This window comes from Lysobacterales bacterium (assembly GCA_019634735.1).
GTDB lineage: Bacteria > Pseudomonadota > Gammaproteobacteria > Xanthomonadales > UBA2363 > Pseudofulvimonas.
The window spans coordinates 62,705-86,096 of sequence record JAHCAT010000015.1 but is presented as its reverse complement, the minus strand read 5'-3'; the positions used below and the strand labels follow the sequence as shown (position 1 = coordinate 86,096).

Below are 23,392 nucleotides of genomic sequence, written 5' to 3'. Positions count from 1 at the left end.
GCTGTTCACCGGCGCTCAGCGCAGCAACGAGCGCGTGGAGTGTCCGAGGAAGTCGACCATGACGCCGACCGCCGGCTCTTCGGCGGCCATGCGCGCGAGTTCCTCGGTGGCCTGCGCCAGCGGCAGGCCGCTGTTGTAGAGCGTCTTGTAGGCGCGACGGATGGCCCGGATCTGGCCGGCGTCGAAGCCCCGGCGCTTGAGGCCCTCTGCATTGATGCCGCGCGGCACCGCGTATTCGCCGCCGACCAGCACGAAGGGCGGCACATCGGCGTTGATCTTCGCACCCATCGCCGTGAACGCGTGATCGCCGATCCGGCAAAACTGGTGGATCAGGGTATAGCCGGCCAGTACGACATGGTCGCCGACGGTCACGTGGCCGGCGAGCGCGGCATTGTTGGAGAAGATGCAGTGGCTGCCGACCTGGCAGTCGTGGGCGACATGCACGTAGGCGAGCAGCCAGTTGTCGTCGCCGATCCGGGTGACACCGCCGCCATTGCCGGTGCCGCGGTTCAGCGTGCAGAACTCGCGGATGACGTTGCCGTCGCCGATCACCAGCTCGGTCCGCTCGCCGGCGAACTTCTTGTCCTGGGGATCGCCGCCGAGCACGGCATGGGGGTGGATGCGGTTGTCGCGGCCGATCCGGGTCGGCCCTGCGATCACGGCATGCGCGCCGATCGAGCAGCCGTCGCCGATCTCGACGTCGGGCCCGATCACGGCGCCGGGCCCGATCGACACGCCGGCGCCGAGGCGCGCCGTGGCATCGACGAAGGCGCCGGGATGGATCATGCAGGGCGCTCGGCGCAGAGGATGTCGGCGCAGGCCACCTCGGCGCCGTCGACCGTCGCCACGCAGTGGTAGAGGCCCATCTTGCGGATCATCCGGGTCTGCTCGACGTCCAGGACCAGCTGGTCGCCGGGCACCACCAGCTTGCTGAACCGCGCGTTGTCGATCTTGACCAGGTAGAACAACGCCCGGGCGGCCGGATCGCTCTCCGCGGAGAGCTGGACCAGCATGCCCGCGGCCTGGGCAAGCGCCTCGATGATCAGCACGCCCGGCATCACCGGGTGGTCCGGGAAGTGCCCGGTGAAATGCGGTTCGTTGAAGGTCACGTTCTTGATGGCCTTCAGCCGCTTGCTGGCCTGGAACTCCAGCACGCGATCGACCAGCAGGAACGGGTAGCGGTGCGGCAGCGCCTTGAAGATGCGCTCGATGTCCGCCACCGGGGCGTTCTGCTTGCTCATTGATCCTGGTCCTTGTCGTCGCGCCCGAGGCGCCGGACCAGCTGGTCCAGCTTGCGCAGCCGGGCGGCGTTGCGTCGCCACTGCCGGCTGTCCTGCGCGGGAATCCCGGAAGCATACTCGCCGGGCTCGCTGATGGAATGGCTGACCATGCTCATGGCCAGGACGGTGACCCGGTCGCACAGCTCCAGATGCCCGGCGATGCCGGCGGCGCCGCCGACCAGGCACCAGCGGCCGATGCGCGTCGAGCCGGCGACCGCCGAACAGCCGGCCATGGCGGTGTGGGCGCCGATGCGCACGTTGTGCGCGATCTGCACCTGGTTGTCCAGACGGACGTCCTCCTCGAGGACGGTGTCGTCGAGGGCACCGCGGTCGATGGTGGTGTTGGCGCCGATCTCGCAGTCGTCGCCGATGCGGACGCCGCCGAGCTGGGGCACCTTGAGCCAGGCGCCGCGGTCGATCGCCAGGCCGAAGCCGTCGGCGCCGATCACCGCCCCGGGGTGCACGATCACCCGGCGACCCAGCACCACGCGCGCGACCAGGGTCACGCGCGCCACCAGGCGGCTGTCCTCGCCGACCACGCAGTCCGGGCCGACGCTGCATTGCGGACCGAGCACGGCGCCGGCAGCGATCCTGGCGCCTGCGGCGACCGTGCACAGGGGGCCGATGCTGGCGCTCGCGTCGACCTCGGCGCCGGGGTCGACCACGGCGCTGCCATGGATGCCCGGCGGTGCCGGCGGCGGCCGCTCGAACAGGCCGGCGATGCGTGCGAAGGTGGCGGCGGGATTGTCGCTGGCCAGGGCCGGGCGGCCGAGCCCGGACGCCAGCGCGGGGGTCACCACCAGGGCGCCTGCGCGGCTGCTCGCGACCTGACGGCCGTATCTGGGGTTGGCCAGGAAGCCGAGCTGGGTGGGACCGGCCGAGGCGAGCGTGGCCACGCCGTCGATGCGCGTCCCGGGGTCGCCATGGATGGCCAGGCCGAACCGCTCGGCGAGATCGGCCAGGGTGAAGTTCGGATCGTTCACGGCTGCCGTCGTCCGGCGCTGGCGCGCAGCCGCGCAAGCACCTGGTCGGTGATGTCGATGGCCGGGCTGGCGTAGAACACCGGGCTGGCGACGATCAGGTCGTAGCCCTGGTCCCGGGCGAACGCCGCGACCGCCTCGTTGACTTCGCGCCAGCGCTGCTCGGTTTCCTCCTCGCCACGTCTGCGCAATTCGGCGCGCAGCGATTCACGGGTCCGCCTGACCCGTCGCTCCAGGGCGTCGATCTCGGCGGCCAGGGCCTGGCTGGCGTCCGGCGGCACGAGGCCGGCCTCCCGGCGCTGCCGGTCCTGGAGGCCGGCCAGCCGGGCCTCGTCCGCCTTGAGCGCCCGGTCGCGCTCGTCGAACTCGGCACGCAGGCGCTCGCTGGAGTCCGACATCTGGGGCGCGTTGTCCAGCAGCCGTTGCAGGTCCACGTAGCCGATGCGCGCCTGCTGGGCGCCGGCGGCGCCCGCCAGGGCAAGCGCCAGCATCAGGGCCAGGCACCGTCCGATCCGGCGATGGCGCGCGCGTCTGCCGGGGGCGGTGGGGCGGGGCATGTCCGTGCCTGTGGGCCTGCGCGGTCGACCTCAGAACAGCGAGCCGAAGGTGAACTGGAAGCGCTCGACCTCGTCGTCGCGGTCCTTCTGCAGCGGGAACGCGAAGTTGAGCACGATCGGTCCGATCGGCGCCCGCCACTGGAACGACAGGCCGGTGGACACCCGGTAGTCCCTGAACTCGAAGTCGTCGACCGACGGATAGACGTTGCCGAAGTCGACGAACCAGGACAGGCGGGTATTGTCCGCGGCGCGCTGGAAGGGGGTCGGGAAGACCGCCTCGAGCGTGCCGATGGTGCGGAACGCGCCGCCGATCGGCCGGCCGAACTGGGCGTCGCGGGGACCCAGCGAGTTGTCCTCGAAGCCGCGGATGGAGCGCACGCCGCCGGCATAGAAGTTCTCGAAGAACGGCAGGCGCGAGCCCTCGCTGCACGGCGGCGCCGGGATGTCGGTGCCGGGGTTGTTGACCAGCGGCGTGCAGTCGCGCAGGGGCACGGAATTGCCGTAGCCGTCGCCGTAGCCGACATCGCCGGAAGCGAACAGGGTCAGCCAGGAATTCACCGGGAAGTAGCGGCCGAAGCGATAGAAGACCTTGTAGTACTCCTGGGTCGAGCCGGGCAGGACCACTTCGGCGCCGACCTGCTGAAAGCCGCCGCGCGTCGGGTTGAAGAAGCGGTTGCGGCTGTCCCGCGACCAGCCCGCCTCCATCCGCCACGCCTTGAAGGTCCGCCGCTCGAGATTGTCCTTGCTTGCGGCGACGCGCAGCAGGTAGTCGAAGATGTAGTCGGGGGTCAGCCCGGGGATCGCCTGGATCTTGGTGCTGTCGATGCCGATCGCCGCCGACAGCGTGTCGGTCTCGGTGAGCGGGATCCCGAAGAACGCCTTGAACGCGATCGTGTCGGTGCTGAACGCGGAGAGGTTCTGGTCGGCGAAGTCGAGCTCGCGATAGCTGGCGTTGTAGCCGACGCTCAGGCCGTCGTCGGTGGTGTAGGGATTGATGTAGGTGAGGTCCAGGCGCTTGTAGAAGCGGTTGTTCTGGATGTTGATCGCGGCCCGGCTGCCGGTGCCCATGAAGTTGTCCTGCTCCACCGACAAGGTGGTGATCAGTCCCTGCAGCTGGGAGAAGCCCAGGCCGAACTGGAACGCGCCGGTCGGCCGCTCCTTGACTGCCACCTCGACGTCGACCAGGTCCTCGCTGCCGGGCACCCGTGGCGTCTCGATGGTGACGTCCTCGAAGTAGCCCAGCCGCTGCAGGCGGATCTTCGACCGGTCCACCGCAGCCTGCGAGAACCAGGCACCCTCGAACTGCCGCATCTCGCGGCGCATCACCTCGTCCATGGTGCGGGTGTTGCCCTTGAACACCACCCTGCGCACGTAGACGCGCTTGCCCGGGTTGACCAGGAAGGTGATCCCCACTTCCCGGGCATCGGCATCGATGTCGGGGACAGGGGTGACCTCGGCGAACGCGTAGCCGATGTTGCCCAGGACCGCGGAAATGGCCTCGGTGGTGCGCTCGACGCGGCGACGCGAGTAGATGTCGCCGGGCTGCACCTGGACCAGGCGCCGCAGGTTCTCCTCCTCGAGCACCAGTTCGCCGGTCAGGCGGACATCGCGCACGGTGTAGATCTCGCCCTCGCGTACGCCGGCGCTGATGTAGATGCTGCGCCGGTCCGGGCTGATCGTGACCTGGGTCGAGTCGATGTCGAAGTCCAGGTAGCCGCGGTCCTGGTAGAACGACACCAGCCGCTCCAGGTCGCCGGTGAACTTCTCGCGGGAGTACTGGTCGTCGCGGCTGTACCAGGAGGTCCAGTTGGTGGAGTCCTGCTGGAGTTCGCGCCGGAGCTGCCGGTTGCTGAACTGCTCGTTGCCGACGATGTTGATGTGCCGGATCCGGGCCGGGCGCCCTTCGGCGACGGTGATCGCGATGTCGACCCGGTTGCGGTCGAGGGGCGTGACCACCGGCGAGATCGAGACGTTGTACTTGCCGCGATTGTTGTACTGGCGGGTCAGCTCCTGGGTCACCCGGTCGACCGCCAGTCGGTTGAACACCTCGCCTTCGGACAGGCCGATCTCCGCCAGGCCGCGGCGCAGGTCGTCCTCCTTGATCTCCTTGTTGCCGCTCAGCGAGAGCCGTGCGATCGACGGCCGCTCCTGGACGGTGACCACCAGGATGCCGCCCTGGCGGTTGATCGCCACGTCCTCGAAGAAGCCGGTGCGGTAGAGCGCGCGCACCGACTCGGCGACCCGGGCCGGATCGACGCGGTCGCCGCGTTCCACAGGCAGGTAGTTGAACACCGTGCCCTCGCTGATGCGGCTCAGGCCTTCAATGCGGATGTCCTGGACCACGAACGGGTCGACGGCATGCGCCTGGGCGGCCAGCGCGAGCAGAAGGGATGCGGCGAATCGTTTCATCGTCACTCCAAGAAAAGCGTCGGCTGCGCCGGTACGCCGCGTCCGGCGGCCGGTGCCCGGGATCAGGACAGCAGCCGCAGGATGTCGTTGTAGAAGGCCAGGCCCATCAGGCCGGCGAGCATGACGAGGCCGATGTACTGACCGGCCGCCATGGCCCGCTCGCTGAGGGGGGAACCCTTGACCAGCTCGATAAGGTAATACAGCAGGTGTCCGCCGTCCAAGATCGGGACGGGCAACAGGTTGATTATGCAGAGGCTCAGCGAGATGACGCCCAGGAACCAGAGGAAGTGGCCGAGGCCGCTGCGGGCCGAGGCGTTCGCGTAGCGGGAGATGCTGATCGGACCGGAGATGTTCTCCAGGGAGGCGCGTCCGGCGACCATCCGCCAGAGCATGCCGACCGTGGCGCCGGTCAGGGTCCAGGTTTCCCGGGCGGCCGCCGCGGCTGCGCCCACCGGGCCGTGCCGGAGCAGGGCGTCGTATTCCCAGGCCTGACGTTGCACGCTGATGCCGGCCTGCCAGCGGCGGCCGGCTTCGTCTTCGACCTCGACAGGCACCAGGCGCAGGCGCAGGCGCTCGCCGCCGCGGTCCACGCTCAGGCGCAGCTCGCCCTGCGCACCGCCCGCCTGGACCAGGCGCGGCACGTCGCTCCAGTCGTCGACGGCGGTTTCGTTGATGGCCAGTATCCGGTCGCCGGGCAGCACGCCGGCCTCGGCGGCCGGGGATCCGTCGCTCACGGTGCCGACCACGGCCGGCGCCACGAAGTGCCGGGGAACCAGGCCGCTGGCCGACAGCATCGCCGGCTCGCGCGTGCCGGCGGGCAGCGCGGACAGGTCGAGCACCAGGCTGCGGCGTTCGCCATGGGCCGACTCCGCCTCGACAGCCACCGCGCGGCGGTCGACGCCGGCGGTCACCAGGCGCAGGGCGGCATGGGTCCAGGTCGCCACCGGCTCGCCGTCGATCGCCGTCAGGCGGTCGCCGGCCCGCAACCCGGCCTGCGCGGCGATGCCTTCGGCACGGCCAAGCACCGGGGCGAAGTCCTGCTTGCCCACCAGGTACATCGCCCAGAAGGCGAGCAGGGCGAACAGCAGGTTGGCTGCCGGGCCGGCAGCGACGATCGCCATGCGCTGGCCGACCGGCTTGTTGTTGAAGGCCTGGTCGCGCAGCGCCGGCGGCACATCGTCCTCGCGCTCGTCGAGGAACTTCACGTAGCCGCCCAGCGGGATGGGCGCCAGCGCGAACTCGGTGCCATGGCGGTCGGTGCGGCGCCACAGCGGCTTGCCGAAACCCACCGAGAAGCGCAGGACCCGGACCCCGAAGCGGCGCCCGACCCAGTAGTGCCCGTACTCGTGGAAGGTGATCAGCAGGCCGAGGGTCACCAGCAGCCACCAGACCGATCCGAAGAACTCATTCATGCGACTGCCATCCTGAAGCGGGCGCGGCGGTGCCTGGGGCCGGGGCCAGGGCGATCATGCGACGGCGCCCAACCGAGCGACGGCAGTCCAGGCGTCCCGCCGGACCGCGGCATCGTAGGCCAGTATCGAGTCCAGATCCTGAATCCGCGCCGGTCGTTCGGCGGCCAGGGCGCTTTCGACCACAGCCGCGATGCCGGGGAAAGACAGCCGGCCCTCGAGGAACGCGGCGACGGCGACTTCGTTGGCGGCGTTCAGTGCACACGGCGCCGAACCGCCGGTGCGCAGGGCCTGGTAGGCCAGGTCGAGACAGGGAAACCGGCCGCGATCCGGGGCATGGAAATCCAGGCGTCCCGCCCGGACCAGGTCGAGCGGCGCGACTCCGGCGGCGATCCGCTCCGGCCAGGCCAGGGCATGCGCCAGCACGGTCCGCATGTCGGGGCTGCCGAGCTGGGCCAGCACCGAGCCGTCGCGGTACTCGACCAGCGAGTGCACCAGGCTCTGCGGATGCACGAGCACCTCGATCCGGTCGCTGCCGGCGCCGAACAGCCAATGCGCCTCGATGACCTCCAGGCCCTTGTTCATGAGGGTGGCCGAATCGACCGAGATCTTCCTGCCCATCGCCCAGTTCGGGTGCGCGCAGGCCTGCTCGGGCGTGGCCGCGGCCAGCTCGGCCGCCGACCAGTCCCGGAACGGCCCGCCGGAGGCGGTGAGGATCAGACGCGCGACCCCGGCCCGCTCCAGATCGCGATCGAACCCCGCAGGCAGGCACTGGAAGATGGCGTTGTGTTCGCTGTCGACCGGCAACAACTCGCCGCCGCCGCGGGCCAGCGCCCCGAACAGCAGCTCGCCGGCCATCACCACTGCTTCCTTGTTGGCCAGCAGCAGGCGCTTGCCCGCACCTGCGGCGGCCAGGGTCGAGGCCAGCCCGGCGGCGCCGACGATGGCCGCGATCACGGTGTCGCAGCCGGGGTCGGCGGCAAGTCCGGCCAGGGCGGCCGGCCCGGCCAGGGCTTCGGTGGCCAGGCCACGCGCGCGCAGGGCGTCGGCGAGCGCATCGAGGCCGTCCGGGTCGGCGATCGCCGCCCGGGCGGGTTGGAACCGGGCGCACAGGTCGGCCAGCGCCTCGACCCGGTGGCCGCCGGCCAGTGCGTGCACCGCATAGCGATCCGGGTGGCGGGCGACGACATCCAGTGCCGAGGCGCCGATCGAGCCGGTCGCCCCCAGGACGCACAGGCGTCTCATGCCAGCAGCCAGTGGAGGCCGACCGCGAACGCCGGAAGCGCCGCGAACAGGCTGTCGCCGCGATCGAGCACGCCGCCGTGGCCCGGGAACAGCCGTCCGGAATCCTTCACGCCGGCCTGCCGCTTGAGCACGCTCTCGATCAGGTCGCCCTGTACCGACAGCATCAGGCAGAGCATCGCCAGCAGCAGCCAGGCAACCAGACCTGTGCCGGTCTGGCCAAGCAGCCAGCCGGCCACCAGGGCCACCGGCACGGTGCCGACCAGGGCGCCGTACAGGCCGGCCCAGGTCTTTCCAGGGCTGATCGACGGGGCCAGCTTGCGATCGCCGAACAGGCGGCCGCTGAAATAGGCGAACGAATCGCCGCCGTAGACCACGGCCAGGCAGGCGATCAGCCAGCCCGGACCCTGCGGCAGGTGGTCGCGAAGCAGCACTGCGCCGGCCCAGGCGCCGGACAGCAGCAGGGCACCCGCGGCGACCTTCAGGGTGACCGCGAGCGTCCCGCCCGCAGCGCCCAGGCGCGGCCAGCGCAGCCAGGCCAGGGCGAACAGCCAGAATCCGCAGGCGACCCAGGCCAGAAGCACAAGTCCGGCGGTCCCGATGCGCCAGGCGAGCCCGGCGAAAACGGCCGCCAGACCGGTCAGCACGAGCACGCGAAGGGGCCGGCCGGACATGCCCGACAGACGGGTCCATTCCCAGAACCCGGCCAGCATCAGCACGCTGACCAGGGTGGCGAACGCCAGCGGTGGCAGGAACACGATGGCGAGCACGACGGCAGGCGCCAGCACCAGGCCGGTCGCCACCCGGGTGGTCAGTCCCGAGCTCACGGCCGCACCTGCTCGCTGGTGAGCCCGAAGCGACGTTCGCGGGCGGCGAAGTCGAGGCAGGCGCGGCCCAGCACCTGCGCGTCGACATCCGGCCACAGCACCGGGGTGAACCAGAGCTCGGCGTAGGCCAGCTGCCAGAGCAGGAAATTGCTGATCCGCTGTTCGCCGCCGGTGCGGATGAACAGGTCGGGGGGGGGCAGGTCGGCCAGCGCGATGTGGCGGTCGACCATGGCCTCGTCGATGGTGGCCGGATCGAGGCCGTGGTCGCGCGCCTGGCGGGCCAGCGTCCGGCAGGCCTGCACGATGTCCCAGCGGCCGCCGTAGCTGACCGCCACGTTGAGCGCCAGGGCCTGGTTGCCGGCGGTCAGGACCTGCGCGCGTTCCATGCGCTCGCGCAGCGGCGCCTGGAAGGCATCCAGGTCGCCGATGAAGCGGATCCGGATGCCGTTCTTGTGCAGGTTGCGCACCTCACGGTCGAGCGCGCGCAGGAACAGCTCCATCAGCGCCCTGACCTCGCCTTCGGGGCGCCGCCAGTTCTCGCTCGAAAACGCGAACAGCGTCAGCGCCGCGACGCCCTGGCGCAGGCAGAACTCGATCGCCGCCCGCACCGCCTTCTGGCCGGCGCGATGGCCGGCGCTGCGAGGCCGGCCGCGGCCGGCCGCCCAGCGGCCATTGCCATCCATGACGATGGCGATGTGCCGGGGCATCTGCTCGGGCGGCAGGATCGGCGCGCCGGCACCGTCGGCCGCGCTGCCGGCCACCGCCGCTGCCGGGGTTGCGAGGGTGCTCATGGCGTTCCCCGGGGGGCTCAGATCGCCATCAGCTCCTCTTCCTTGGCCTTCACCACCAGATCCACTTCCTTGACGTACTGGTCGGTCAGCTTCTGGATGTCGTCCTCGGCGCGACGCTCCTCGTCCTCGGAGACCAGCTTTTCCTTGAGCAGCTCCTTGACCTGCTGCATCGCGTCGCGACGGATGTTGCGGACCGCGACCTTGGCGTTCTCGCCCTCGTGGCCGACGTGCTTGGACAGCTCCTTGCGGCGTTCCTCGGTGAGCGGCGGCAGGTTGATCCGGATCGTGGTGCCGGCGGTGTTCGGCGTCAGCCCGAGGTCGGAGGCCATGATCGCCTTCTCGATCGGCGCCACCATGGTCTTCTCCCAGGGCGTGATGGTGATCGACCGGGCGTCGCTTACCGCGACGTTGGCGACCTGGGTCAGGGGCATTTCCGAGCCGTAGTAGTTCACCTTGAGGTGGTCGACCAGGGCGGTCGAGGCGCGGCCGGTGCGCAGGCGCGTGAGGTCCTGGCGCAGCGCCTCGACGCTCTTCTTCATGCGCGTCTCGGCGTCCTTCCTGATGTCGTTGAGCATGCGTGGCCTCTGGCGGCTGGACTGACCCGGCAGTATAGCGGCTGGCCGACCCGCGACGGCCGGCGCGTCAATGCACCAGGGTGCCGATCGGCTGCCCTTCGAGGATCGACTTCAGGGCGCCCTCACGGCCGATGTCGTAGACGCGGATCGGCACGCCGTGGTCGCGGCACAGGGCGAATGCGGCGGTGTCCATGACCTTGAGGTCGCGTTCGATCACCTGCTGGTAGCTCAGCGACTCGTAGCGGGTCGCGCCGGCATCGCGGTTCGGGTCGGCGCTGTAGATGCCGTCGACCTTGGTCGCCTTGACCAGCAGCCCGGCGCCGATCTCGATGGCGCGCAGCGCGGCGGCCGAGTCGGTGGTGAAGAAGGGGTTGCCGGTGCCGGCGGCGAAGATGACGATGCGGCCCTTCTCCAGGTGCCGGATGGCGCGCCTGCGGATGAAGTCCTCGGCGACCTCGTTGATCTTGATCGCGCTCATCACCCGGACCAGCGCGCCGCGCCGTTCCAGGGCGTCCTGCATGGCCAGGGCGTTCATGACGGTCGCGAGCATGCCCATGTGGTCGCCGGTGACCCGGTCCATGCCCTTGGCGGCCAGTCCGGCGCCGCGGAAGATGTTGCCGCCGCCGACCACCACGCCGACCTGGGCGCCCAGGTCCGAGACTTCGTGGATCTCCTTGGCCAGGCGAGCCAGGGTGGCCGGGTCGATGCCGTAGTCGGCATCGCCCATGAGCGCTTCCCCGGAGAGCTTGAGCAGAACGCGCTTGTACTTCAGGGGCATCGGCCAGGGCTCCGGAGCGGTCGGGCAAACGGCGGGATTCTAGCAGCCTGCCGGACGTGAGACCCATGCACTGCGGAAAGGCGGATACCGGTGCCCATCCGCCCTCCTTCCCGTCGGGCAGGCGCCGCCATCCTCCTCGAGCGATGGCGGGGATGGCGTCGGCCCCGCTTTCCCTCGCCATGGTCGCCCACGCCCGCCTGACTGCCGGGGGTGTTCTGTGATCCGCAGGGACGGTCGACAGCGGGGGGGCTCTGCTGCGGCGCAGGCAGGGTATCGCCGGCGCGGCGGTGGCGCGCGGCAAGCAGAAAGGCCGCCCGGAGGCGGCCTTCCTGCGACGCACGGAGCGAACGGTCAGGCCAGTCCGGCCTGCTTCATCACCTCGGCGGCGTAGTCCTCGACCACCTTCTCGATGCCCTCGCCGACCGCCAGGCGGGTGAAGCCCGCCACCTCGGCGCCGGCGGCCTTGAGCACGGCCTCGACGTTCTGGTTGGTGTCGAGCACGTACGGCTGGCCGTACAAGGTCACCTCGTTGACGATCTTGGCGATCTTGCCGCCGATGATCTTCTCCAGGATCTCGGCAGGCTTGGCGCGGTCCTTGTCGGACATCTTGGCCAGCTCGATCTCCTTCTCCTTGGCCACGAAGTCGGCCGGCACGTCCGCGGCCTTCACGTACGGCGGGTTCATCGCCGCGATATGCATGGCCAGGCCGCGGGCCAGCTCGGCGTCGCCGCCCTTCAGCTCGACCAGCACGCCGATCCGGCCGCCGTGCACGTAGGCCGCGACGTTGTCGCCGGCGTCGATGCGGGCGACGCGGCGGACCTGGACGTTCTCGCCGACCTTGTTGACCAGGGCGGAGCGCGCCTCCTCGACGGTGCCGCCGGCCGCGACCGGAGCGGCCCGCAGCGCCTCGACGTCGGTGCCGCCGGCGGCCAGCGCCGCAGCGGCGACGGCCTCGGCGAACGCCACGAAGTTCGCGTCCTTGGCCACGAAGTCGGTTTCCGAGTTGACTTCGACGAGCACGGCGCGGCTGCCTTCCTGGGCCAGCGCGATGCGGCCCTCGGCGGCGACCCGGCCGGCCTTCTTGTCGGCCTTGGCGAGGCCCTGCTTGCGCAGCCACTCGATGGCGGCGTCCATGTCGCCGCCGTTCTCGGCCAGCGCCTTCTTGCACTCCATCATGCCGGCGCCGGTCCGCTCGCGCAGCTCCTTCACCTGGCTGGCAGAAATGGTCATGGGGTTTCCTCAGAGCTTGGGGGATTCTTGGCCGGCCAGCGTGACGTGCCGGCGCGACCGGAGGATGACGGCGTCCGGCCGGCTGGCCGGACGCCGGTACCGGCTTACTCGGACGGCGCGTCGGCCGCGGGCGCCTCGGCGGCCGGCGCATCGCCGGCTGGCTCCTGCGCGGCCGCCGCCGGGGCCGGGGCCTTGGCCGCCGGGGCGCGGCGGGCGCCGGTCTTGGCCGGTGCCTTGCTGCCCGGGCGGGCGTTCTTGCCCGGGGCGCGGCCCCGGTCGTCCCGCTCGCGGCCGCGGCCGCGGTTGTCCACCACCGGCTTGCCCTCGGCGTCCAGTTCGATGAACTCGGAGTCCGCGGCGGCGACGTAGGCCGGGGCCGAGGCCTTGCCTTCCAGCACGGCATCGGCGGCGGCGCGGCAGTAGAGCTGGATCGCGCGGATCGCGTCGTCGTTGCCCGGGATCGCGTAGTCGACCAGGCCCGGGTCGTAGTTGGTGTCGACCACCGCCACCACCGGGATGCCGAGCTTCTTGGCTTCGGCGACGGCGATGTTCTCCTGGCCGATGTCGATCACGAACAGGCAGTCGGGCAGGGCCGGCATGTTCTTGATGCCGCCCAGCGAAGACTCCAGCTTCTCGCGCTCGCGGCGAAGCTGCAGGACCTCGTGCTTGACGAAGCGATTGATGCTGCCGTCGGCCTCCATGGCCTCGAGCTCCTTGAGGCGGGCGACCGACTGCTTGACGGTGCGGAAGTTGGTGAGCATGCCGCCCAGCCAGCGCTGCGAGACCGAGGGCATGCCGCAGCGGTCGGCTTCCTCGCGGATCGCCTCGCGCGCCGAACGCTTGGTGCCGACGAACAGCACGGTGCCGCGCTTGGACGCGATCTTGCCGATGAAGTTCATGGCATCGTTGAACAGCGGCAGCGTCTTCTCGAGGTTGACGATATGGATCTTGCCGCGGGCGCCGAAGATGTACGGCGACATGCGCGGGTCCCAGTAGCGGGTCTGGTGGCCGAAGTGCACGCCAGCCTCGAGCATCTGGCGCATGGTGACCTGGGTCATTTGATGGTCCTTGGCACGGGGAGCGGCGCCCCGTGGGCGATCGTCGCCAGGGGGTCGGGCTCCGGGGTTGGTCCTCCACGCATCCGCCGCTGGCGACCCCATGTGCAGCCGGGGCACCCCACCAGGGTGACGATGCGTGTGCGGGTTTCCGGCGCGATGCCGGCCGCCGGAATGGTCCAGCGATCGTGCATTCTAGCTGCCGCGCTGCCGCTGCCGCAAGGCAGGGCCCCGGCGGGAACGGGCCCGGGGCGGGGGGGCGGCCCTTCCCGCGGTGGCCTGCCCGCCGCCGCGCCGGTCCGCGCAGCCGGCCGGCTGGCCGTGCCTGCCCGGCGTCCGGCCGCCCGTCGCTGGTCGGGATGGCTGCGGCCATGGCCGGCCGCGAGCACAAGAAGCCTCGCAAGGTGTTGATTGAATTGGATTCTGCCCGGCCGCGCGCAACGCGCGACGTCGCCAGAGCGCAGCACGGTCGTTCGGTTGTCAAGGCTCGGACCGACGCGCTGACCGCAACGGGCAGCCGCGCCCCGCAGCGGCGGACGCGCAGGGGTCCGGTGCCTTGGTCGTGACCGGGACACAAGTGTGTCGCAGGTCTCGCATCGCGGCCACGCCCGGCGCTAAAGTCGCGCCACGGGCCGGCACCCGCGGCCCCGGGGGAGAACCATGCAACGCCTTTTCAAGTACGTCCTGGCTGCGGCCTGGCTGTCGGCGCCGGGCGCGCCCGCGACCGCAGCGGTCTATGACCACCTGTACCGCAGCGGCTTCCAGCCGGTCACCGATGCGCCGGCCAGCGATGCCGCGGCGGCGCGCCTGCTGACCCAGGCCACCTTCGGTCCGACGCGCGCCGAGATCGCCCGTCTGCGCGGCCTGGGCGTCGGCCAGTGGCTGGACCAGCAGCTCGGCCGGCCGCCGACCCTGGCCCGACCCTATATCGAGCAGGTCCGCGACGCGATGACCGCAGGCGGCCAGACGCTCAGCCACAACCAGCGCATGAACCGCTGGTTCCATACCGCGGCCTACGCGCCCGACCAGCTCCGCCAGCGGGTGGCCTTCGCGCTCAGCCAGATCCTGGTCATTTCCGACCAGGACGGCACCCTCGGCGGCGAGCCGGTGCAGGTCACCGAGTACTGGGACATCCTGGCCCGCAACGCCTTCGGCAACTACCGGGACCTCCTGCATGAGGTCACCTATAACCCGTCGATGGGCAAGTACCTGACCCACTTCCGCAATCGCAAGGCGTCGGTGCCGCCTGCCGCGCCGCGCGAACCGGACGAGAACTACGCCCGCGAAATCATGCAGCTGTTCACCATCGGGCTGGTCGAGCGCAACCTCGACTTCACCCCGGTGCTGGGCGGCGGCCAGCCGCTGCCGACCTACAACCAGGACGACATCACCCACCTGGCCCGGGTGTTCACCGGCTTCAACTACTTCAACTCGACCACGATCAGCAACGGCACCAACAATTACCTGCCGATGAACTGCATCCCGGGCGAGCACGACCTCGGCGCCAAGACCTTCCTGGCCAACACCATCCCGGCCACCCCGACGCAGGCCAATGGCGATCCCAACCACGTGATCTGCGCCGCGCCGCGGCCGGGCGACGGCAACCGCCGCGAGATCCGCGACGTCAACCTGGCCCTGGACATCGTCTTCAACCACCCCAACGTCGCGCCCTTCATCGCCCGTCAGCTCATCCAGCGGCTGGTCACCAGCAATCCCTCGCCGGCCTACATCCTGCGGGTCGCCCAGGTGTTCGAGAACAACGGGTCGGGCGAGCGCGGCGACCTGGGCGCCGTGGTCCGCGCCATCCTGCTCGACACCGAGGCACGCAATCCGCCGCCGGGCGCGGGTTACGGCAAGGCCCGCGAGCCGCTGCTGCGGCTGACCGCCCTGTGGCGGGCCTGGGACGCGCAGTCGCCGGCCGCCAACCAGTTCGGCGACGTGCCGATGGGCCTGACCAGCACCGCCGCCACCCTGGGCAACTACGGTCAGCGCCCCCTCGGCGCCCCGACCGTGTTCAACTTCTGGGAGCCGGACTTCCAGCCGCCCGGACCGCTCGCCGCTGCCGGGCTGTACGCCCCGGAGTTCCAGGTCATCCATGAGGGCACGGCGTTCTCGGTCACCAACAGCCTGTACACCTACAGCTGGAACAGCTGGGTCGGCATGACCAATCCGCCTGCCGACCGGCCCCTGCTGAACCTGGATCCGCTGCTGGCGCTGGCCAGCGACCCTGCCGCCATGGTGGCGGAGGCCGACCTGCGCATGACCTTCGGCGCGATGTCGCCGGCCATGCGCTCGACCCTGGTCAACATGCTCACCTTCATGCCAGGGGCCAGCGCCAACGAGAAGGCACGCTCCCTGGTCTACCTGGTGGCGTTGTCCCCCGAATACGCGGTGCAGCGCTGAGGAGCCCGCCATGACCGAATCGCGAAAGTCCCGCCGCGCCTTCATCCGCCAGCTCGCCGGCAGCGTCTGCGCCGCAGGCGGCGCCGCCTTTTTGCCACAGCTGGGCATGCTGGGCACCGCGCTGGCCCAGGCACCCCGTGGCACCGTCCCCGGTTACCGGGCCCTGGTCTGCCTGTACCTCGCCGGCGGCAACGACTCCTGGAACATGGTGGTGCCGCGCGACCAGGCGCGTTTCGACGTGTATGCCGCCGCCCGCGGCGGCGTCTACAACGCCGGCAGCAACCCTGCCGGACTTGCGCTGGACCTCGGTCAGGTGCTGCCGATCACCGATGCCGCCAGCGGCCTGCCGTACGGCCTGCATCCGGCGATGACGGGCCTCAAGCCGCTGTTCGACCAGGGCAGGATGGCCATCCTGTCCAACATCGGCACCCTGCGCCGGCCGATCACCAAGGCCGAATACAACGCCAACAGCGCCCTGCGGCCGCCGCAGCTTTACTCCCACAACGACCAGGAAAACCAGTGGCAGTATGGCCGCGCAGGCTCGGCGGCGACCGGCTGGGGCGGCCAGGTGGCCGACCGGGTCCGGGGCCAGAACCTGTACCAGCCACTGTCGCCGTGCATCTCGATCGCCGGCAGCAACCGCTTCCAGGTGGGGCAGCAGACCATTCCCTACCAGATGGGCACCGGTGGCGTCGCCAACCTCAGCGGCGTGTGCAACCCGGGCGCCAACTGCACCGGCTTCAACAGCCAGCGTACGGCGGCCCTGGAGCTGCTCCTCAACCAGGCCTACGACAACGCCTTCCAGGCGGAGTACGCAGCGACCTTCGGTCGGGCCCGCGAGTTGCAGGATGCCGTCAAGACGGCGCTGGACGGCCCGAACGGCAGCCTGACCACGACCTTCCCGGCCAACAACAACCTGGCCGACCAGCTGCGCATGGTCGCGCGCATGATCAAGATTTCCCGGGAGACCGACCTCGGAATCCAGCACCGACGCCAGGTGTTCTATGTGCGGATGGGCGGTTTCGACTTGCACGACAACCTCATGAACGCCAACTTCGCCGGCAACCACGCCAATCTGCTGGGCCGGGTCTCGGCGGCGATGGCGGCGTTCTGGACCGCGATGGGCGAGCTGGGCGCCCAGGACGAGGTGACGCTTTTCACCATGAGCGAGTTCGCCCGTACCCTGAACTCCAACGGCAACGGGTCCGACCATGCCTGGGGCGGCGTGCAGTTCGTGATGGGCGGCCAGGTCAACGGTGGACGCCTGTACGGGCCCTGGCCGGACCAGACCCTCAACGGCCCGATCAGCCTGAGCCGCGGGCAGACCATCCCGGCCCTGTCGGTGGAGCAGATGGGCTCGACCCTGGCGCGCTGGATGGGCGTGACCGCCAGCAACGACCTCAACACCATCTTTCCGAACCTGCCCAACTTCGCCAGCAACGACCTGGGCTTCATGGTCTGAACCCGACGCCGGGCGCGCGCGGGCGCGCCCGGCCGCCGATTGCGGCCCTGGGGCACCCGGCGTGCGCGCGCTGCTGCGCTCGACGGAAGGCTCAGCCCGGGGCAGCACGTCGATCATGCAACGCTGCGGCTCCCACCGCAGTGCCGGACGGGAGATCGCCGGGGCCGCGCGCTGCACGCCCGTTCAGCGCTCCAGCACTTGCTCCAGCGCGGCCTGCGCCGCCTCGAAGGAGAAGTGCCGCCGGACGTTGTCCAGCCCGGCCGCCGACAGGCGGTCCCAGAGCGACTCGTCCTGGTAGAGACGGACCACCGCGTCCGCGAACCGCGCCGCGTCGTCGGCCACCAGCACCTCGCTGCCGTCCGCCAGGTGCATGCCCTCGACCGCCATCGGCGTCGCAACCACCGGCTGCCCGCAGCTCATGCTCATGTTGACCTTGCCCTTGACGCCGGCGCCGTAGCGCAACGGCGCGACCGCGATCCGGCACCCGTCCAGGAAGGGGTCGAGGTCGGCGACGTGTCCATGGATCTCCACCGCGTCGCCGGCCAGTGCCCGGATCGAGGCCGGCATCTTGCTGCCGACCACGTGGAAGCGCACCCCGGGCAATCGCTGCCGGATCGCCGGGAACACCTCGGCCACGAACCAGGACACGGCATCGACGTTGGGCGGATGCTGGAAGCCGCCGACGAACCAGAGGTCGGCGCGTTGCGCCCAGGGCCTGCGGCAGCCGTGCACCGGGTGGATGTTGGACAGCACCTCGACGCGCGCGCCCGGGGCATCGACGGCCAGCAGTGCGCGCTCGGCCGGGCTGACCACCACCGTGACGTCGGCCGCGCGCACCAGGCGCAGCTCCTGGCCGCGCGTGACCGCCGCCTGGCGCGCCAGCTCGGCGCTGCCGGACAGTTCGGCGGCGCGCTGCTCGCGCAGGTAGTGCAGGTCGACGGTGTCGAACACGAAGCGCGCCCGCGGCGCGTAGCGGCGCACCAGGTGCAGCCAGGACGCGGCGATGTAGTGGCGACAGACGATCACCGCGTCCAGCGTCGGGCCGTGGCGGCGCAGCCAGTCGATGGGATCGCCCAGCCAGGGGTCGTACAACACCTCGATGCCGATCGCCTGCAGTCGTTCCGTGTACCCAGGCACCCGGGCGCGGTTGTCGGCCAGGAAGGTGACATGGCGGCCGGATCGACGCAGCAGCCGGAACAGGTTGACCAGGCGCACCGACCCGGAATCCTGGTCGGGCTCGGGGGTGGTCGCGTCGACCACCAGGACGCGGCCGCGGGGGGCGCGCCGGACCAGGTCGTCGACATCGCAGCCGGGCGCGGGTTGTCGGGCCAGGGCGTCGCGCCAGCGTTCGGCGAAGGTGGCCTGGTTGACCACCTGGTGCCGCTTTATGCCGCTGCCGGTGTCGGTGCCGGCGGTGACGCCCTCGTGGTGCACCACCGTCGCGGCGGGCTGGACGACCACGTCCCGGCCGGCGTCGCGCACCTTGAAGGCCAGGTCGGTGTCCTCGTAGTAGGCCGGCGAATAGCGCTGGTCGAAGCCGCCGAGCCGCTCGAACAGCGCCCTGGCGATCACGATCGCGGCGCCGGAACAGTAGTCGGTGGCGCGCGCCCAGGCGTAGCGGGGGTCCGACGGATCGCCGAAGCGGCCGTAGTTCCAGCCCGAGCCGTCGGCGAACACCAGGCCGCCGGATTCCTGCAGGCGACCGTCGGGATAGACCAGGCGGGCGCCGACCAGGCCGGCTTCCGGGAACTCGTCGAAGGTCGCCAGCAGCGCCTCCAGCCAGCCTTCCGTGACCGTGGTGTCGTTGTTGAGGAAGAGCAGCCAGCGGCCCCGCGCGGCGGCGGCGCCCGCGTTGCAGCTGCCCACGAAGCCCAGGTTGCTGGCGTTGCGGAGCAGGCGCAGACCCTCGACCTGCGCCAGCACCGCCGCGCTGTCGTCGGGCGAGGCGTCGTCCACGACGATCGCCTCGAACGGTGTCAGCCCGGCATGCCGGACCAGGGAGGCCAGGCAGGCGCAGGTGTAGGGCAGCTTGCCGTGCACCGGGATGACGATGCTCACCTCGGGCTGCGTCGAGGTGGGCAGCCGTGCCGGCGGGATGGCGCTGACCGGTACCGGCACGACCCACGCCGACGAGGAACCGGCGCCGGGACCACGCCGGCGCTGTCGAATGTGGCGCAGGCTGCCGCCCAGTCCCCGTGTCGACAGGCTCAGGCGGGCGCGGCGCAGCAGGCCGCGCAGTCGCAGCAGCCGGTAGGCCAGGCGGTCGGCGGAGGTGCGCAGCAGGCGGGCCAGTCGCCGGGCCGGTCCCATCAGGCGCCAGGAGCGGCTGCGGTGGACGCGCTCCAGCTCGTCGGATCGGGCCTGCAGCACGGCCCGGTCGGCCAGCAGCTGGTCGACCTCGGCGCGCAGCCGGGTGTTGACGCTGCTTGCCTCGTGCTGGGCGATCACGGCGGCCTGGGCGCGGACCTGGCGGTCGAGGGCGAAGCCCCAGCTCGCCCGCCGTTCCAGTTCGGCGGCCTGTTCGGCCAGGCGGTTGCAGAGGAATTCCCGGGTCGCCTCGGCCTCCAGCGCGCGGCGGTTGAGCTGGTCCAGGCGGGCCAGGCCGAGCTGGTCGGGAAGTCTGCCGGTCCGGCTCGCTGGCGGTGCCGGCGGCAGCAGCGCCGCGTAGTCGGCGGCCATCGCCCCGGCACTGCGGCTGGGCAGCGCGGCCAGCCGGGCGCGCACGCGGTCGAGGACCGTGCGGTCGTCGCGCAGCGCGGCCAGCCGGCGCGCCAGGGCGCCGGCCTCCGGTTCGGCCAGCAGGCCGTCCACGCCATCGTCGATGCGTTCCCGGTAGGCGCCAATGGCGGTCGCCAGGACCGGTACGCCGAGGTCGCGCAGTTCGCTCAGCAGGTAACCGAAGGTCTCCGCCACGGTGGCGGGAAGCAGGGCGAGGTCGGGCGCCAGGCTCGCCACCAGCGTCGGCAGTTCGTCGCGTGGGTAGTCGCACAGCAGGTGGACGCGGGACAGGCCGAGCAGCTCGGCACCGGTGGTGCCGGCGCCCACCAGCACCAGCTCGACACCGTCCGGCAGGCTGCGCGCCAACGGCGCGAGCAGGGCGATGCCCTTGCCGCCGGAGATCCGGCCCGGCACCAGTACCCGCAGCGGCCGGTCGTCATGCCGATCCGGCACCGGCATGGCGACCGGCCGCGACCAGGGCGCGAGGCCGTGCGCCACGACCTGCCACTGCAGCGCCGCAAGCCGCGGTTCGATGCGCAGCCAGTTGTCACGGACCTGGGCGGTGGGCGTGACCAGAGTCGGTCGCGCCGCCAGCAGCCGGGCCACGAATGCCTCGCGCAGCGCCCACCAGCGGCCGGCGTCGCGGCCGCCGAACAGGGTCGGTGGCGCCAGGGCCAGGTCCCGCTCAAGTTCCGCACGGTCGAAGCGCCGCGCCGGGTCGCCGAAATCGCAGTGCAGCTCGGGCCAGAGCGGATAGTAGTCGTGGCAGACCACCAGGCAGGGCAGGCCGCATTCCAGCGCGGCCAGGGCGTGGCCGATCAGCGACGACACGACCAGCGCCGAGACCGGCCAGCGCTCACGCACCGCGGCCAGGGCCTGGGCGTGCAGGGCATGGCCATCCACGCTGGCGGCAATCGGGGGCGCCAGGTCGAAGCGTTCCAGTAGCAGGTCGGGCGCCGCGGCCGGTCGCAGCTCCAGCCACTCGCCGTACTGCGCGCGCGTGGTGGCCCCGTGAGCCTCCAGCAACAGGTGGGCGCGGGAGGTGTCGGCCCGGGCGAGATCGGTGATGAAGCGTGCGGTGCCGCCGCCCCAGCCATGCGACAGATGCAGGACAACCGGTACCGGATCGACACCGGCAACCGGCGCCGCGGGGACGTCCGGCAGGCGCGCCTGGCGCTCGTGCGTGAGCGGCCATCCGGCCCGGACGGAATCCAGGGCGTCGGCGGGGGGCGGCACGACGTTGTGTTGCCAGGCCGGGGTTCCGGCCAGGTCCCGGTCGGGATCCAGGGCCAGGGCGTTGTCGACCAGCCGGCAGTCCAGTCCGTCCGGCAGCGGCTCGCCTGGCTGCCAGCCCGAGGCGAGCAGCCGGGTCGCGGCGCCGGCCTGCCACAGGGCCGCTGCGAGGGCGGGCTCGGCCAGGGCGACCGTGCGCCCCCGCCCCAGCCAGGCCAGCGCGCGATCCAGTTCCGCCACGGGCAGGGGGGCGGGCAGCAAGGTGCCCGGTGGCAGCGGGGAATGCCCGGCCTCGCCGCCCGCGGCCGCCGCGATCGCGGCGCCGGACAGGGCCAGTCGGCGAACGGCCGCTGCCGGCAGCACGACGCCGGCCCGCAGCAACAGCACCGGACGGTCGCCGGGCAGGGCGGCGAGCCGCTCGAGCAGGGGTTGCCAGTCGCCCGTCCGCCCGGGCGGGTCCAGGTCGGGCCAGGCCAGCTCGCCCGGGGCCAGGGCGGCGGCATCCGGACCCCAGCGGACGGTCTGGGCGGCGAGGGACGTCATCAGGGTCGGGTCGGGGGGCGGGCTGGCGCGGGCGGGCCGCGGATTATCGCCAATCGCGCCGGCCCGCGGCCAGTGCGGCGGACGCGGTCCGCCAGCCGCGCCCGGGGCGGGCGTTGACATGGCCCGGCGCTTGCGGCGAGAATGCGCGGCTCCCAATGGAGGGATACCCAAGCGGCCAACGGGGGCAGACTGTAAATCTGCTGGCTTACGCCTTCGGTGGTTCGAATCCACCTCCCTCCACCAGGAACCCGTCGTAGCGGGAGTAGTTCAATGGTAGAACCTCAGCCTTCCAAGCTGATGGTGCGGGTTCGATTCCCGTCTCCCGCTCCATTGCGACCCTGCCGCACGACACATTGAAAACTTGCCCACGTAGCTCAGTCGGTAGAGCACTTCCTTGGTAAGGAAGAGGTCGATGGTTCGATTCCATTCGTGGGCACCAGATTCGCGGATCCCCCGCAACGGCCCGTACATCCGTGTGCAGGCTCCCCGAGAGCGCCACTACACAAGCTAACGTCAGCAAGAGGCAGTCATGGCAAAGGGTAAGTTCGAGCGCACCAAGCCGCACGTGAACGTCGGCACGATCGGTCACGTCGACCACGGCAAGACGACGCTGACGGCGGCGCTGACGAAGGTGGGTGCCGAGCGTTTCGGTGGCGAGTTCAAGGCCTACGACGCGATCGACGCGGCGCCGGAAGAGAAGGCGCGCGGCATCACGATCTCGACGGCGCACGTCGAGTACGAGTCGCCGACCCGCCACTACGCGCACGTCGACTGCCCGGGTCACGCCGACTACGTGAAGAACATGATCACCGGTGCGGCGCAGATGGACGGCGCGATCCTGGTGTGTTCGGCGGCGGACGGCCCGATGCCGCAGACGCGCGAGCACATCCTGCTGGCGCGGCAGGTGGGCGTGCCGTACATCGTGGTCTTCCTGAACAAGGCGGACATGGTGGACGACGCCGAGCTGCTGGAGCTGGTGGAGATGGAAGTCCGCGAGCTGCTGAGCAAGTACGAGTTCCCGGGCGACGACACGCCGATCATCAAGGGCTCGGCGCTGAAGGCGCTGGAAGGCGACCAGTCGGAGATCGGCGTTCCGGCGATCATCAAGCTGGTGGACGCGCTGGACAGCTACATTCCGGAGCCGCAGCGCGACATCGACAAGCCGTTCCTGATGCCGGTCGAGGACGTGTTCTCGATTTCCGGTCGCGGCACGGTGGTGACCGGGCGCATCGAGCGCGGCGTGATCAAGGTGGGCGAGGAGGTCGAGATCGTCGGCATCCGTCCGACCGTGAAGACGACGGTGACGGGCGTCGAGATGTTCCGCAAGCTGCTGGACCAGGGCCAGGCGGGCGACAACGCGGGTCTGCTGCTGCGCGGCACGAAGCGCGACGACGTGGAGCGCGGCCAGGTGCTGTGCAAGCCGGGCACGATCAAGCCGCACACCAAGTTCGAGGCCGAGGTGTACGTGCTGTCGAAGGAGGAGGGCGGTCGTCACACGCCGTTCTTCAAGGGCTACCGTCCGCAGTTCTACTTCCGGACCACCGACGTGACCGGTTCGTGCGAGCTGCCGGAAGGCGTCGAGATGGTGATGCCGGGCGACAACATCAAGATGGTGGTGACGCTGATCAACCCGATCGCGATGGAAGACGGCCTGCGTTTCGCGATCCGCGAGGGCGGCCGCACCGTCGGCGCCGGCGTCGTGGCGAAGGTCATCGAGTAAGCGCGACGATCCGCCGGGCGGCCGACGCCGCCCGGCACGCGTCATCAAGGCGAGTCCTCGCGGGCTCGCCGAACGTGTTTGTGAGGCACCGGTTACGCCAGTAGCTCAATTGGCAGAGCAGCGGTCTCCAAAACCGCAGGTTGGGGGTTCGAGTCCCTCCTGGCGTGCCACCGGTCCCGG

At 71.0% G+C, this 23,392-nt stretch carries 17 protein-coding genes and 4 tRNA genes; 7 read left to right on the top strand and 14 right to left on the bottom strand.

The window, feature by feature from the left end; translation table 11 throughout:
• Positions 1 to 15: 15 nt before the first annotated feature.
• The 13 genes from lpxA to rpsB form a co-directional block, all read right to left on the bottom strand.
• Positions 16 to 786, bottom strand: coding sequence for an acyl-ACP--UDP-N-acetylglucosamine O-acyltransferase (gene lpxA / locus KF823_13935; protein MBX3727004.1), 771 nt, complete (start codon positions 784 to 786; stop codon positions 16 to 18).
• Positions 783 to 1,241, bottom strand: coding sequence for a 3-hydroxyacyl-ACP dehydratase FabZ (fabZ, locus tag KF823_13930; GenBank protein ID MBX3727003.1), 459 nt, complete (start codon positions 1,239 to 1,241; stop codon positions 783 to 785). The genes lpxA and fabZ overlap by 4 nt, the downstream gene beginning before the upstream one ends.
• A complete protein-coding gene (gene lpxD / locus KF823_13925; GenBank protein ID MBX3727002.1) occupies positions 1,238 to 2,263 on the bottom strand; it encodes a UDP-3-O-(3-hydroxymyristoyl)glucosamine N-acyltransferase in 1,026 nt (341 codons plus the stop codon). Before lpxD ends, fabZ begins: the two co-directional genes overlap by 4 nt.
• Positions 2,260 to 2,817 carry an OmpH family outer membrane protein gene (locus KF823_13920; protein ID MBX3727001.1) on the bottom strand — a complete coding sequence of 186 codons (558 nt, stop codon included), beginning with the start codon at positions 2,815 to 2,817 and terminating at the stop codon, positions 2,260 to 2,262. Before KF823_13920 ends, lpxD begins: the two co-directional genes overlap by 4 nt.
• 30 nt (positions 2,818 to 2,847) lie before the next feature.
• Complete coding sequence (bamA, locus tag KF823_13915) at positions 2,848 to 5,226, bottom strand: outer membrane protein assembly factor BamA (GenBank protein ID MBX3727000.1); 2,379 nt, start codon at positions 5,224 to 5,226, stop codon at positions 2,848 to 2,850.
• A gap of 62 nt (positions 5,227 to 5,288) precedes the next feature.
• Positions 5,289 to 6,638, bottom strand: a complete 1,350-nt coding sequence (gene rseP, locus KF823_13910) for an RIP metalloprotease RseP (GenBank protein ID MBX3726999.1) — start codon at positions 6,636 to 6,638, stop codon at positions 5,289 to 5,291.
• Positions 6,639 to 6,692: 54 nt separating this feature from the next.
• On the bottom strand, positions 6,693 to 7,880 hold the full coding sequence (gene dxr / locus KF823_13905; protein ID MBX3726998.1) for a 1-deoxy-D-xylulose-5-phosphate reductoisomerase: 1,188 nt from the start codon (positions 7,878 to 7,880) through the stop codon (positions 6,693 to 6,695).
• On the bottom strand, positions 7,877 to 8,692 hold the full coding sequence (locus KF823_13900) for a phosphatidate cytidylyltransferase (protein MBX3726997.1): 816 nt from the start codon (positions 8,690 to 8,692) through the stop codon (positions 7,877 to 7,879). Before KF823_13900 ends, dxr begins: the two co-directional genes overlap by 4 nt.
• Positions 8,693 to 8,700: 8 nt before the next feature.
• The gene (gene uppS, locus KF823_13895) at positions 8,701 to 9,411 is read right to left on the bottom strand and encodes a di-trans,poly-cis-decaprenylcistransferase (GenBank protein MBX3726996.1); all 711 of its coding nucleotides are present in this window, start codon (positions 9,409 to 9,411) and stop codon (positions 8,701 to 8,703) included.
• Positions 9,412 to 9,512: 101 nt separating this feature from the next.
• Positions 9,513 to 10,070 (bottom strand): ribosome recycling factor, encoded by a 558-nt coding sequence (frr, locus tag KF823_13890; protein ID MBX3726995.1) that lies wholly within the window; start codon positions 10,068 to 10,070, stop codon positions 9,513 to 9,515.
• A gap of 67 nt (positions 10,071 to 10,137) precedes the next feature.
• Positions 10,138 to 10,848 (bottom strand): UMP kinase, encoded by a 711-nt coding sequence (gene pyrH / locus KF823_13885; GenBank protein ID MBX3726994.1) that lies wholly within the window; start codon positions 10,846 to 10,848, stop codon positions 10,138 to 10,140.
• A gap of 351 nt (positions 10,849 to 11,199) precedes the next feature.
• Complete coding sequence (locus KF823_13880; protein ID MBX3726993.1) at positions 11,200 to 12,078, bottom strand: elongation factor Ts; 879 nt, start codon at positions 12,076 to 12,078, stop codon at positions 11,200 to 11,202.
• A gap of 104 nt (positions 12,079 to 12,182) precedes the next feature.
• Positions 12,183 to 13,136: a 30S ribosomal protein S2 gene (rpsB, locus tag KF823_13875; protein MBX3726992.1), complete on the bottom strand. Its 954-nt coding sequence runs from the start codon at positions 13,134 to 13,136 to the stop codon at positions 12,183 to 12,185.
• A 657-nt stretch (positions 13,137 to 13,793) separates the two neighbouring features.
• On the opposite strand from rpsB, the gene KF823_13870 reads away from it, so the two are divergent.
• Positions 13,794 to 15,536: a DUF1800 domain-containing protein gene (locus tag KF823_13870; protein ID MBX3726991.1), complete on the top strand. Its 1,743-nt coding sequence runs from the start codon at positions 13,794 to 13,796 to the stop codon at positions 15,534 to 15,536.
• 10 nt (positions 15,537 to 15,546) lie between these two features.
• Positions 15,547 to 16,998: a DUF1501 domain-containing protein gene (locus tag KF823_13865; protein MBX3726990.1), complete on the top strand. Its 1,452-nt coding sequence runs from the start codon at positions 15,547 to 15,549 to the stop codon at positions 16,996 to 16,998.
• Positions 16,999 to 17,181: 183 nt separating this feature from the next.
• Here KF823_13865 and KF823_13860 read toward each other — a convergent pair whose 3' ends face one another.
• Positions 17,182 to 21,492 carry a glycosyltransferase gene (locus KF823_13860; protein MBX3726989.1) on the bottom strand — a complete coding sequence of 1,437 codons (4,311 nt, stop codon included), beginning with the start codon at positions 21,490 to 21,492 and terminating at the stop codon, positions 17,182 to 17,184.
• A 157-nt stretch (positions 21,493 to 21,649) separates the two neighbouring features.
• Between KF823_13860 and KF823_13855 the strand changes: the two genes are divergently transcribed.
• From KF823_13855 to KF823_13835, 5 genes are all read left to right on the top strand, one after another.
• Positions 21,650 to 21,735, top strand: a tRNA-Tyr gene (locus KF823_13855).
• 13 nt (positions 21,736 to 21,748) lie between these two features.
• Positions 21,749 to 21,822: transfer RNA gene (locus KF823_13850), tRNA-Gly, on the top strand.
• Between the two features lie 33 nt (positions 21,823 to 21,855).
• Positions 21,856 to 21,931, top strand: a tRNA-Thr gene (locus KF823_13845).
• Between the two features lie 90 nt (positions 21,932 to 22,021).
• Positions 22,022 to 23,212 carry an elongation factor Tu gene (tuf, locus tag KF823_13840; protein ID MBX3726988.1) on the top strand — a complete coding sequence of 397 codons (1,191 nt, stop codon included), beginning with the start codon at positions 22,022 to 22,024 and terminating at the stop codon, positions 23,210 to 23,212.
• 94 nt (positions 23,213 to 23,306) lie between these two features.
• Positions 23,307 to 23,382 (top strand) — tRNA-Trp (locus KF823_13835).
• Positions 23,383 to 23,392: the final 10 nt, after the last annotated feature.